Genomic DNA, 12548 nt, shown 5'->3' with positions numbered 1-12548 from the left:
TCAGGTGAATTGGGTTCGGCGATTGGTCGAGATTTTCCACGCCCCTAGCGTAGTGCAAATTACGTATCATCAAGCGCATGAGTACGACTAACACGCACACCGTCAACTTCGACCAGCCGATTGAGAAGGTTTACGAGGCCCTCACCGACGCCGGTTTCTGGGAGAAGGTCGCAAACCGTTTCTCGGCAGCTGACGGCAAGGTGGAAAAGTTCGAGACCACCGACGCTGGCACCACCGTCGTGATTCGCCAGACCGTCTCTGCTGACAAGATTCCGGCGCAGGCACAGAAGTTCGTCAAGTCCGGGGTCGGCATGACGCGCACGTTCGTCATCAGCCCGCTTAACGACGACGGCGCGACCTCTACTTTGACCACAGAAGCTTCGGGCGTACCGGCGTCCTTCAGTGCGTCCCAGAAGCTCACCGCCCAGGGTGAAGGTTCCGTGCTGACCACCAACTCCGAGTTCGCCATCAACGTGCCGCTGCTCGGTGGCAAGCTCGAGGAGAAGGCAGCTCCGTACCTGGAGCGCGTCCTCAACGCTGAGACCGCTGTGCTGGCGGACTACGTCACTAAGTAGGTTGCGCAGCGGGGCACACCGAGGCGGCACCGGGGGCGGACACCCGGGCGAAGAAAGGTGGTAGCGACGGAGCCGTCGTTAAGCAAGACTGGGAACCATGAGTTCTGCTAAACGCTCGTCGAGCGTCAAAGTCCTGCCCACCGTCCTCGGTGTCATCATCGTGGTGGCACTCATTGCGATTGCCGGCGAAATCGGCGTCCGGATGTTCGTGAGCAAGGAGATTTCCGACGGCTACCGCACCTCCGCCGAAGAGCGTGGTGCGACGGTCACTGAAGACCCCAAGGTTTCTTTCGGCACCCGCCCGATGCTGCTCGCCTTGGCCACCAAGTCAGTGCCCTCGATGGATCTGTCCACTCCGAACACGCTGGAGGTCAAGAACCCGGAGGCGCTGGGTGGCGCACCGGAGATCAACGGTGACCCGGCAGCGGAAGTGCACCTGGAAAACGTGGATCTGAGCAATCGTGCGGATCCGACCGCAGAGTCGCTGCGAGTAGATGTCACAATCCCACCTCAGCTGCTGCAGGCGCTAATTAACCGGGAAAGCGGTGTACGCGCTTCCACAATCACGCCGTTGCCGGACGAAGGCCTGTTCAACATTGAATTCGCCTCCGGATTTGCGACCTCCAAGTTCCGCCCGATTGCCAACGGCGGTCATATCGAAATCAACTTGGAGGGCGGCTCAATCCTCGGCTTAAACCTCGATGGCCTGGCCGGCTGGCTGGGAGAAGCGAGCGGTACGCTGTTGAGCTACGACATCGGCCACGGTATGCAGGTGGAGGAAGCGCACGTCACCGGAGAGGGCCTGGCGTTGACGCTGACGGGCGCAAATCTGCCTTTGTCGACCGTGAGCGAACTTACCTTTAGCTAGCAGGTAAGATACCGAGAATGACTCGCTCTCTCATCACCGCAAATAGCGGTACTCCCACCGAGCGCCAGTACATCTTCTCGCTCGGCTGTCCAGACCGTACCGGTATCGTTTCCACCCTGTCGACCTTCCTGTCCGACATTGGTGCGTGGATTACCGAGGCGGACTTCTTCTCCGACCCGGAGACCGGATGGTTTTTCACTCGCCAGGCGGTCCGCGCCGACGCTCTCGACCTGACGGTAGAAGAGCTGCGCGAGAAGTTCGCTGAGCTCGTCGGTGATTGGGGCCCTGAGGTCCGCTGGAAGGTCACCGACAACGCTGTCCCGAAGCGCGCTGTCATCCTGGTGACCAAGGAAGGCCACTGCCTGCAGGATCTGCTCGGCCGCGTCGCACAGTCCGACTATCCGATGGAAATCGCTGCAGTAATTGGTAACCACCGCGATCTGGAGCCACTGGTCGCAGCGTATGACATTCCCTTCCACCACGTGCCCTTCCCCAAGGATGCCGTCGGCAAGCGTAAGGCATTCGATGAGGTCGCCGAGATTGTCGATGCCGAAAACCCGGATGCCATTGTGCTCGCACGTTTCATGCAGATTCTGCCGCCGGATCTGTGCGAAAAGTGGGAAGGCCGCGCAATCAATATCCACCACAGCTTCCTGCCGTCGTTCATGGGCGCGCGCCCGTACCTGCAGGCTTATCGACGTGGTGTGAAGCTCATCGGTGCCACCTGCCACTACGCCACTGAGGACCTCGACGACGGCCCGATTATTGAGCAGGACGTCATGCGTGTCTCCCACAAGTACACCGCTGCGGACATGCAGCGTGAGGGTCGCGATGCGGAGAAGCAGGTCCTCGCCCGCGGTTTGCGCTGGCACCTGGAGGATCGTGTGCAGGTCTACGGCAACCGCACCGTGGTGTTCCAGTAGGTTTTCGGGGAGCCAGACCTATCCCTATCCCCTCCCCCAGAAAGAAAGTGTCTGGGTTTATGACAAAATCACCGGGTTTTTCACCCAGAAACTGTCATAAACCCAGACACTTTCTCAGTTGTGCGGGCTAACACCCGCCCTGGGCTAGCACCCGCCCGGGACTAATACCCGCCCTGTGCGTTCGACAAAATGTCCTTGATCTGTGGGCGAACATCCAGCCAGTAAATACCCGTGATGACTAGTCCGGCAATCAGCGGGATGCCCAGCATTGCCCAGCCCAGCCACGGCAAGAGCAGGAAGATAGCCGAACCGACCAGCATGCCGGCCCAGACGTTGCGGCTCTTGCGGTCTGCAGCGTCAAAGGCATCCGCGCGGGTGGTGATGACAAGCACCGCACCGATTAGCGCCAAGATGCCGATGACAAACGGAATGGCGAACTGAAACAGGACGTCCATATAGACGGAAATCGCCATAAGCGGCGAATCCGCAAGACTGGGCAAAGATGGTAACAGGCGCACCGGGGGAACAACTCCTTTAACAGGGATGCATTTGCTTTTTACATGCTAACGCACACGTTCGAATGTGCTGGGTTGAGCTGCTAAATAACTCCAAATACCAAGGTCGACAGGGTGTAAATAGCCAAACCGGCCAGTGATCCGACAACGGTGCCGTTAACGCGAATGAACTGCAGATCGCGACCGACCATCAGCTCAATCTTGTCGGAAGCCTCATCGGCATCCCAACGCTCGACGGTCTCGGAAATGATCGACGTAATCTCGCCCGCGTAATTCTCAGCGATGAAGACGACAGCCGCTTCCAAACGGCGATCCATTCGCTTGCGCAACTCAGGATCGGACTGGATCCGCTCGCCGTAGCGAGCGGCCGTTTCCGAGACCTTCCGACGGAGCAGGGAGTCCGGGTCGCGGGCAGCGTCGACAAGCTTTGCGGATGTCGATGCCCAAATCTTCGCCGGTGCCTGTGTGACGGCAGCGGACGAAAGAATGTCAGTCTTAATCTCTTCGACCTTGGCGATGGTCTTCTCGTCGTTCTGCAAATCAACGGCGAGCTGCGTGAGGAAGCGGTGGAGCGCCAAGCGCGCGTCGTGCTTAGGGTCATGCTGCACCTGCCAGGTCCAATCAACCAGCTCGCGATAGACCTTGTCGCCGATGAGATCGTTGACAAAGCTCGGCGCCCAGGATGGGGCACGCTCTCCGACGAGACGGTCGATAAGATTCTGCGAGCCCAGCGACTTCCGGTGCAGCCACTCAGCCATCTGCTGGACAATAGGCTCGGTGCGCCCCTCTTCGATGAGCTGCTCGAGAACCTTACCCGCTGGTGGTCCCCACTCCGGGGCCGCAACTTCGTCGATGACTGCTGACTTCAGCACTGCGGCGGCATCGTCAGGATTAATCGCCTCCAGCACATTTCCGGTGAACTTACCGACCTCTGCAGACACTTTGTCGGCGTTTCCCGGCGCTACCAGCCATTCGCCAATACGCTCAGGAATCTCGGCCTTACGCACCTTGTCCACAATCAAAGCGGGGTTCAGGAAGTTATCACCGACGAACTGCGCCAGGGACTCACCGACCTGGTCCTTCTTGCGGCGGACGATAGCGGTGTGTGGGATAGGAATGCCGAGCGGGTGGCGGAACAGAGCTACGACTGCGAACCAGTCGGCGAGGGCACCGACCATGCCAGCCTCAGAAGCAGCGCGAACGTAGCCCACCCACGCGGGCACAACTTCGCCTGCGGATAAGTGTGAAGACTCAATACCGCGGCATGTGAAATACACAGCGGTCGCGATGACCAGCAGCATCGTAGCGAAGGCCTTGGCCTTACGCAGTTGCGCACGTTTTTCCGCCTCAACCTCTGGTGATGGCCCGGGAACTTCGAGACGGTCCGAGACCGCATCTACAGCTGCCGGGAGCTTAGCGGGGTTGTTATCCATGTGTATAGATTAGGCGCCGAAAACGCGAAAATGCCACCGCGCCGCAGTCCGCTGTTGGTGAGAGAGGTACTTCCCAGTACTTCCCCACCCCAGCACACTGTGCACAGTGGCATCAACTGTGGAGGTGCTAGTTCAAAAGGCTAGCGTTGCATCCGCCTAGAGGCGAGCCCCTTTAAACTGGGGCAAGCCTTTAGTGGTGAGTGCCGAATTCCTTTCGGTAAGCCTTGTAGTCACGACGACCGATGGAGATGCAGGCCACACCCGCAATAACCATAACCAGTGCGACTACCAGGCCAGCCCACATGAACACGCTGCCGTCGAAGTTCCAACCACCGGTGTAGTCGGTGTAGTTGGCGGCATCCTTAGCCAGGAAACCGTTGCTGTGAGAGGCAGCAGTCTGGTCGGCAAAAACGGTCGTTGCGAGACCGAAAATGAAGGTACCCCAAGCCGCCAGAGAGGCGAGAATGAGACCCATGCCAATCCAGGTAATGCTCTTGTGAAGCGAGGAGTATTCGGCATTCATGCTCTGAGGCACGTAACCGTCGACGAAGTGCTCTTCGCCCTGGTAACGCTTGACTGCATTCGCCATAATCTATGTCCCTTCTGGAAAACTCTAATCGAGAAAGAGTCTAGTCGTCCTTACCGCGGAAGAACGAACGAGCTCGTTCCTTGGTGACGGCGGCAACCGCAGTCAGCGGGATACCTGCCGGGCAGACGTCAGCACATTCACCATAGAGGGAGCACGGACCGAAGGTGCCTTCGACCTCGTCAACCATCTTGCGGGCACGCTTGCCACGCTCTTCCTTACCCAGCGGGACCAGGGAAAGGTGAACCAGCTTTGCGCCGGTGAACAGGTGTGCAGCACCGTTCGGGCAAGCTGCGACACAAGCACCACAGCCGATGCAGGCTGCGTGGTCAAGTGCGAACTCAGCGGTCTCGTGGTTCAGGTGCAGAGTATCTGCATCCGGAGCGGTACCAGCGTTGATGGAGACGTAGCCACCCTGCTCGAGGACACGGTCCAGAGCGGAGCGGTCAACGACCATGTCCTTGATGACCGGGTATGCGGCGGAGCGCATCGGCTCGATCTTCAGGGTGTCACCATCGCTGAACTGGTGCAGGCGCTGCTGACAGGTCGGGGTGTTCTGGCCCGGGCCGTGCGGACGACCGTTGACGTTCAGACCACAGGTACCACAGATACCCTCACGGCAGTCAGATGCGAACGCGAACGGCTCCTTGCCGGACTCGACGTACTTGGAGTTGACGTGGTCAAGCAGCTCCAGGATCGACATCTCTGCGACGGCGTCGTCAACGTCAACGGATTCAAAGTGTCCCTCGACGTTCGGACCTGCTTGGCGCCAGATTTCAAGGTGCAGTTTCATTACTTGTAGTTCCTTGTCATGAGCGGGACGGCTTCGAAGGTGAGCGGCTCGGCGTGGCGAATGAATTCGTGACCGGACTGATCCCATGCAGGACCATTGTTGCCTCGCTCCCATGCGGAAACGAAGCACCAGTTAGCGTCATCGCGCTCTGCCTCGCCATCTTCGGAGATGTGGTCATCGCGGTAGTGAGCACCGCAGGACTCATCGCGGTCGAGGGCGTCGACACACATGAGCTCACCGAGGTCGATGTAGTCAGCAACACGGTTAGCGTACTCGAGCTGCTGGTTCATCTCATTCGGCTCACCCGGGATGAACAGGTCAGACCAGAATGCCTTACGCAGTTCGCGGATCTCCTCGATACCACGAGCCAGGTCTTCCTTGTTACGGGCCACACCACAGTCGCGGTAGAGAATCTCACCGAGCTGGCGGTGGAAGTACTCAGCGCCGTGCTTACCCTGGATGCTCATCAGCTTGTCCAGGCGAGCCTGAGCGCGGTCCAGTGCTTCCTTGGCCTCCGGGGCATCCTCAGCCAGGCGGTCGGTACCGAGCAGCGGGCCAAGGTAGTTCGGAATGGTGAACGGCAGGGTGAACCAACCGTCGACCGAACCGGACAGCAGGGAGTTTGCACCCAGGCGGTTTGCACCGTGGTAGGTCCAGGATGCCTCGCCACCGGTGAACAGACCCGGGATGGAGGTCATCTGGTTGAAGTCAGACCACAGACCACCCATGGTGAAGTGGCAGGTCGGAGCAATGCGCATCGGAACCTTGTACGGGTCCTCACCGATTGCCTCTTCGTACATCTGAATCAGGTTCGAGTAGCGTTCCTTGATGACCGGCTGGCCCAGGCGCTCAATTGCGTCACGCAGATCCAGGTAGACGGAGTTCTTCAGCGGACCAACACCGTAGCCGGCGTTAATCTGCTGAGAGTTGGCGCGGGAAGCGACGTCACGCGGGACGAGGTTACCGAATGCCGGGTAGCGACGCTCCAGGAAGTAGTCGCGCTCGTCCTCCGGGATGTCGTTGGCCGGGCGCTCGTCGCCCTTCTTCTTCGGGGTCCAAATACGTGCGTCGTTACGCAGCGACTCGGACATCAGAATGGTCTTCGACTGCCAGTGCGCGTTGACCGGAAGACCGGTCGGGTGGAACTGGATGAAGGACGGGGATGCGAAGTAAGCGCCCTGGTCGTATGCACGCATGATGGCCGAAGCGTTGGAGTTCTTGGCCAGCGTGGACATGTGGTAGACGTTGCCGTAACCGCCGGTAGCCAGAATAACTGCGTGAGCAGTGTGAACGGTCAGCTCACCATTGATGAGGTTACGCATGATGGCACCCTGGCAACGGCCGTCGGCGACGATGATGTCAACCAGCTCGTTGTGGGTGAAGATCTCGACGTTGCCGAGACCAATCTGGCGCTGCAGAGCCGAGGTAGTCGACAGCTGCAGCTGCTGACCCGTCTGACCACGGGTGTAGTACGTACGGGAGACCTGCACACCACCGAAGGAACGGGTTGCCAGGGTACCGCCGTACTCGCGAGCGAACGGAGCACCAATTGCATTCAGGTGGTCGATGACGCGGACGGACTCGACAGCCAGACGCCAGCAGTCGTTCTCGCGGCAGCGGTAGTCGCCGCCCTTAACGGTGTCCTTGACGTGGCGGTAAGCGCCGTCGTTGTCGACCTTCTTACCGCGAGCGGAGTTGACACCACCCTGTGCAGCAATGGAGTGCGCACGGCGCGGAGCGTCGTGGTAGGTGAAAACCTGCACGTCGTAACCGAGCTCACCGAGGGCAGCAGCGGCAGCGCCACCAGCCAGGCCGGTACCGACGACCATGACGCGGAACTTACGACGGTTCAGCGGCGAAACCAGGTTGGCGTGATCCTTCTGGTACTGCCAGTGGTCCTTCATGGAGACCTTGTCACCCGGGGAGTTATCGGACAGAACCTTGCCGATCTTGACCCCGTCGACAACGCTTTCCGGCGCGCGGAAGTCCGCAGCGACGGTTGCTTCAGTGTTAGTCATAGTAAATTTCCTCCTCGACCTACGAGACCAGACCGGTCAGGACGGCGACTGGGATGAAGATGTTGCCGACAACAACCAGCAGCGGCAGCAGGCCGGACAGGAACAGCAGAACCTTGCGCCAGCGCTTACCGGTGATACCGAGGTCGGAAGTAGCAGTCCACAGACCGTGGGACAGGTGCAGCAGCAGAGCGAGCTGCGCAATGATGTACCAAACAACAACACCCGGACGCGAGAAGGACGCAATCACGTTCTGGTACGCCTCACCGTGCTCGAAAGAAGACGGAGCAACGCCAGCACCGATGGTCAGGTCCAGCAGGTGGAAGATGATGAAGGCCAGCAGCACGATGCCGGTGATCACCATCGAACGTGCAGTAAAGGTGTTCCAGCTGGACACCATGCCCTGACGGCGGAACTTGCCGCGGGACTGCTTAGCACGTGCAGCCAGGGTGAGGCCACCGAAAATGTGCAGGACAATAGCTACCAGCAGGACAATGCGGAAAATCCACAGAATGCCCTCGTTCGGAACTGCCGGAGCACCGACAGTGCGCAGGAAGGTCGCGTATGCGTTGAAATCTTCCGCGCCAGCGAAAATTTTCAGGTTACCCAGCATGTGGACAATAACGAAGAGGCCAAACAGCACGCCAGTGACGGCCATGGTCAGCTTCAGAGCCCATGAGGGGTATTTAGGCTGCTCGCGCAGCGGTTCTACATTAATTTTGCCGTGCGCGATTGCGTCACGGTTTGAACTTTTAACAGTCATGGCACCTCCAGTGTCATATTCACTCTAAAGTCACACAGCGCCTGGTAAACATTTTTCCCCCTTTTGGGTGGGGATTTTCACAGGTTACCTAGGGCTTTTCTCCGCCTTTTCTCAGGTTATCGCATTTTAGCCACTTCTGATGTCGTCGCTGTATAAATCCCCTTCCCCACCATAAAAACGCCCCTACCCCGACTTTTGCCGATTTTTCACCCGCCCAAACCAGCTAATAACGCAACATAAATAGCACGGAAATAAAAAACCGCCCACTTTTCTCAGGTGGACGGTTTTAATACTCAATAATTATGTTGCGAAATTCTTTATTTTTACCCCTGCCGAATTCCCCAAAGAACCCAAACAGCCACCCCCAACAGGCAATCCCCCCCCCATTGGCACCGTGTACAGCCGAAGCCGTCCGACTAATCCTCGCTCTGATCCGAGTTCGCCATCACCACGGTCAACGGCTCCGGACCAATGATCACCTCATGGCTCGCGACCATAATCGGTCCAACCTGGTGGTCGCCCTCCTCCAGGACGACTTCCACCGTGCGGCCACGCACCGTCACCCGGATACGACAACCATGAATAGTGACTCGGTACGTCAGACCACTCCAGTCCTCCGGCAGACGCGGGTCAATACTGTAGCGGCCGTCATGATCGCGGAAACCACCGAAACCATAGACCAGGGACTGCCACACACCACCGGCAGATGCGACGTGGACACCATCGGCAGCGTTGCCATGCAAGTTCGCCAGGTCCACATAGAGTCCGCGTAGGAAGAAGTCCATTGCCTGCTCCTGCAAGCCCAACTCGGCCGCAACAATGGACTGCACAACGGCGGACAGCGAGGAATCACCGGTGGTGAGCGGATCGTAATACATGTAGTCTGCGCGCTTTTGTTCCGTCGTAAAGCGATTGCCCATGAGGAACAGTGCGAGGACGACGTCCGCCTGCTTAATGACCTGGTGACGGTAAATCGTCAGCGGGTGGTAATGCAGCAGCAGCGGGCGCAGCGGGCCAACTTCGGGATCGTCGAGATTCCAGCGCTTACGCAGCAGGAACTGGTCATCCTGAGGGTGAGTGCCGAGCTTCTCATCGAACGGGATGTACATCGCCTCAGCGGCCTGCTCCCACTCTTCAACCTCGCGCTCAGTGAGGTCGAAGCGGTTGGTCAGTTCGCGATAGGCAGCAGGGCGATCACGCTTCATCTGCTTGACGACGTCCGCAGCAACCCGCAGGTTATACTGCGCCATCACGTTGGTGTACAGGTTGTTGTTCACCACCGTGTTGTACTCATCTGGACCGGTGACGCTGTGAATTTGGAACTCTCGCTGCTCGGCATCAAAGAATCCCAACGACATCCAAAACCTGGCCGTGCCGAGCAACAGATCCGTGCCCTCCTTGAGCAGGAACTCCTCATCGCCGGAGGCATAGACGTACTTCATCATCGCGTACACGATGTCCGCATCGATGTGGTACTGCGCCGTGCCGGCCTCAAAGTAGGCCGAGGACTCCTGACCATTGATAGTGCGCCACGGGAAGAGGGCACCGTCGTGCGCCAGTTCGTCGGCACGCGCCCACGCGGCTTCGAGCATGTCCCAGCGGAAACGCATGGCATTGCGCGAGAATTGCGGCGACGTATAGGTAAGGAATGGGGTCACGTAGATTTCCGTGTCCCAGAAGTAGTGGCCGCCGTAGCCGGTGCCGGTCATTCCCTTGGCCGGGACGCCTTGGAATTCGGCGCGGGCGGCGGCCTGGATAATCTGCCAAATGTTCCAGCGCACTGCCTGCTGAATCTCCGGCTGATTGTAAATGACCACGTCAGAGCGCTCCCAGAAGCGTTCGAGCCACTCCTCCTGGTTCTCCATCAGCCCCAGCATGCCGATGCGGCCGACGCGGTTCAGGGTGCGCTCACAGCGGAATGCCAGCTCTTCGGCACGCACCTTACGGGAGGAGTGGTACGCGACCAGCTTCTCCAGGCGTATGACAGTGCCGACCGGCGCATCCAGGTTGAACAGGGAGCTGGCCACATCCGGCTCGGTCGACTGCGAAATCTCTACGAACGGCTCCGTGCCGTCGGGAGTGCGGACAGTAAAGGTGTGGTCCATGGAGGTAGCCACGGTCATACCGGAGTTCGCGCAGCGGTAGCCCAGCGTCGAGCGCTGCCCGTGCGCCGATTCCGACTGAAATGCCGGAATGAGAACGCGGTCTTCCAGCGCCTCGGCGCGACGGGGATCCAGTTCGGTGCCCTGCGCCTTAGCGGCATCGTGGTATTCGTCCTCGCCGTCCTGGCGGTTGAGGATCTGCGAGTTAATCATCACCGCAGCATCCGCATCCAGCAGCTCGACTTCCAGACTCATCGCGGCGACATGCTTTTCCTGGAAAGACACCATGCGCTCAGAGGTGACGCGAACGCGCTTGCCACCCGGGGTGCGCCAAATGAACCGACGACGCAGCACGCCCTCGCGGAAATCCAGGCTACGTTCGTAGTCGCTGACCTCAGCATTGCCGAGACGCAGGGGCTCATCGTCAATGTAGAGACGCATTGCCTTAGCGTCCGGAGCATTGACAATCGTCTGCCCCTGGCGGGCTAGGCCGTAGGCGTCCTCGGCGTGCCTAATCGGCCAGGTCTCATGCAGACCGTTGATATAAGTGCCGTGCTCACTGGAGTCACGGCCCTCCGGCGGGTTGCCACGCATGCCGATGTACCCGTTCGACAGCGCAAACAGCGTCTCGCCCAAACCGAGCGGGAGGCCGTTCGGCTTCGTCTCAATCAGACGCCACTCATCGACCGGAGTGATGTCTCGGTCCATGAGTCCCTCGGCATTTACAAGGTGGTGGTGCTTATCCGCACGATCCGCCGGGAAGTTACGACGCTGCTTACGACGAACTGGGGACACCGTCTCCTCCTGTTTTTCAGCCTCTGCGGTCTCCGCGTCGTGACCCTGCCCCTGCGGAATCACACGCTCAGTCTCGTCGACTGCTGCCGTGGTCGAATCGTTGGCCATGATGCCTTCCGGTTTTGTCTCAGCCATTTGTCACGAGCCAGCCTAGACGAGTGCCGCCAAGTCACTGACCACAACGTCGGCGCCCGCTCGGCGCAGCGCTTCCGCACCAGCACCGCGGTCAACACCAATGACCAGACCAAATGCGCCGGCTGCACCCGCTTGCACACCACTGATGGCATCCTCGACCACCACAGCATCGCGCGGCGCCACCCCCAGATTCTTCGCCGCGTACACGAAAGTATCGGCGGCTGGCTTACCCGGCAGGTTGTTCTCATGCGCCACCACGCCGTCAACAATCTCCACGAACCGCTCACGCAGCCCAGCGGCCGTCAGCACCGGCACCGCGTTCTTCGACGAGCTAACCACCGCCAACTGCGGTTTTTCGCTTGCCGACGAGTCCCTCGCGCCCTCTAACTCGTCGAGCAGCGCAACCGACCCCGGGTAGGCCTCAATTCCCCTCTCGACTCGCGCCAAGAAGTCATCATTTTTGCGCTTCCCGAGCCCGACAATCGTCTCGTCTTTCGCTGTGTCCTCATCGCTACCGTGCGGCAGCGAAATGCCGCGAGATTCCAGGATTGCTGCGATGCCCTCATCGCGGCGGCGGCCATCGAGGTAGGTGAAGTAGTCCTCCTCTGTGTAGGCCGAGACGCCCTTGTGCTCGAAGTAGTCGCTAAACATGTCCGCCCACGCCTGCTCGTGCACATCGGCGGTAGGGGTAATCACTCCGTCGAGGTCAAAGAGGATTGCGCCCGCGCTATGGAGGAATTCTTTGGCCTTGGCGAGGTTGGTAGCACTGTCGGTCGTGGAATTAGTCATGGGGGGTCGCAGCTCCTTGGACGTTGCAGACTGCATATTCTCAATTAACTTCCCAATCAACGCTAGCAACGTTGCCCCTACCCCGCTTGCGAACCCGGGTATCTCGAATCCGAGAATCATGGTGCGCTTCCCCCAAAAACAAAACTGCCGGCGCGCATGCGGAATTGGCATCAGAGGTTAGCCAATACCACCTACACACCGGCAGTTTGGATATCTATTTTGTTATTTCAGGCTCGGCAGCCGCAGCCCGACCAAG

The 12548-nt window shown here is 59.3% G+C and carries 11 protein-coding genes; 3 read left to right on the top strand and 8 right to left on the bottom strand.

All coding sequences use genetic code 11. From position 1 onward, the window contains the following. Nucleotides 1–77 precede the first annotated feature (77 nt). The 3 genes from ADM64_RS01620 (at nucleotide 78) to purU (ending at nucleotide 2366) form a co-directional block, all read left to right on the top strand. Entirely contained in the window at nucleotides 78–575 is a 498-nt protein-coding gene (locus ADM64_RS01620; RefSeq protein ID WP_049192975.1) for a DUF2505 domain-containing protein, read from the top strand. Between the two features lie 97 nt (nucleotides 576–672). Next, nucleotides 673–1443 (top strand): LmeA family phospholipid-binding protein, encoded by a 771-nt coding sequence (locus ADM64_RS01615; RefSeq protein WP_016421971.1) that lies wholly within the window; start codon nucleotides 673–675, stop codon nucleotides 1441–1443. 17 nt (nucleotides 1444–1460) lie between these two features. Beyond that, the gene (gene purU / locus ADM64_RS01610; protein WP_016421970.1) at nucleotides 1461–2366 is read left to right on the top strand and encodes a formyltetrahydrofolate deformylase; all 906 of its coding nucleotides are present in this window, start codon (nucleotides 1461–1463) and stop codon (nucleotides 2364–2366) included. A gap of 161 nt (nucleotides 2367–2527) precedes the next feature. Here the strand turns inward: purU and ADM64_RS01605 are convergent, their stop codons facing one another. The 8 genes from ADM64_RS01605 to ADM64_RS01570 all read right to left on the bottom strand — a co-directional run bounded on the left by ADM64_RS01605 (nucleotide 2528) and on the right by ADM64_RS01570 (nucleotide 12292). After that, nucleotides 2528–2884, bottom strand: coding sequence for a DUF2516 family protein (locus ADM64_RS01605; protein WP_370548476.1), 357 nt, complete (start codon nucleotides 2882–2884; stop codon nucleotides 2528–2530). 80 nt (nucleotides 2885–2964) lie between these two features. Next, nucleotides 2965–4314, bottom strand: coding sequence for a DUF445 domain-containing protein (locus tag ADM64_RS01600; RefSeq protein ID WP_049192973.1), 1350 nt, complete (start codon nucleotides 4312–4314; stop codon nucleotides 2965–2967). A gap of 190 nt (nucleotides 4315–4504) precedes the next feature. Then, nucleotides 4505–4903, bottom strand: coding sequence for a hypothetical protein (locus ADM64_RS01595; RefSeq protein ID WP_038627515.1), 399 nt, complete (start codon nucleotides 4901–4903; stop codon nucleotides 4505–4507). Between the two features lie 40 nt (nucleotides 4904–4943). Continuing rightward, the gene (locus tag ADM64_RS01590; RefSeq protein ID WP_016421966.1) at nucleotides 4944–5693 is read right to left on the bottom strand and encodes a succinate dehydrogenase/fumarate reductase iron-sulfur subunit; all 750 of its coding nucleotides are present in this window, start codon (nucleotides 5691–5693) and stop codon (nucleotides 4944–4946) included. After that, nucleotides 5693–7711 carry a fumarate reductase/succinate dehydrogenase flavoprotein subunit gene (locus ADM64_RS01585; protein WP_038627513.1) on the bottom strand — a complete coding sequence of 673 codons (2019 nt, stop codon included), beginning with the start codon at nucleotides 7709–7711 and terminating at the stop codon, nucleotides 5693–5695. Before ADM64_RS01585 ends, ADM64_RS01590 begins: the two co-directional genes overlap by 1 nt. A gap of 19 nt (nucleotides 7712–7730) precedes the next feature. Continuing rightward, on the bottom strand, nucleotides 7731–8471 hold the full coding sequence (locus ADM64_RS01580) for a succinate dehydrogenase cytochrome b subunit (RefSeq protein WP_038627511.1): 741 nt from the start codon (nucleotides 8469–8471) through the stop codon (nucleotides 7731–7733). Nucleotides 8472–8887: 416 nt separating this feature from the next. Then, a complete protein-coding gene (locus ADM64_RS01575; protein ID WP_049192972.1) occupies nucleotides 8888–11503 on the bottom strand; it encodes a glycoside hydrolase family 65 protein in 2616 nt (871 codons plus the stop codon). Nucleotides 11504–11518: 15 nt separating this feature from the next. Then, nucleotides 11519–12292, bottom strand: a complete 774-nt coding sequence (locus tag ADM64_RS01570) for an HAD family hydrolase (protein ID WP_193390808.1) — start codon at nucleotides 12290–12292, stop codon at nucleotides 11519–11521. Between the last annotated feature and the right edge of the window lie 256 nt (nucleotides 12293–12548).

The organism is Corynebacterium sp. 401_CJEI, assembly GCF_001076435.1.
GTDB classification, from domain to species: Bacteria; Actinomycetota; Actinomycetes; order Mycobacteriales; family Mycobacteriaceae; genus Corynebacterium; species Corynebacterium jeikeium_D.
This window is presented reverse-complemented; position numbering and strand designations above follow the sequence as displayed.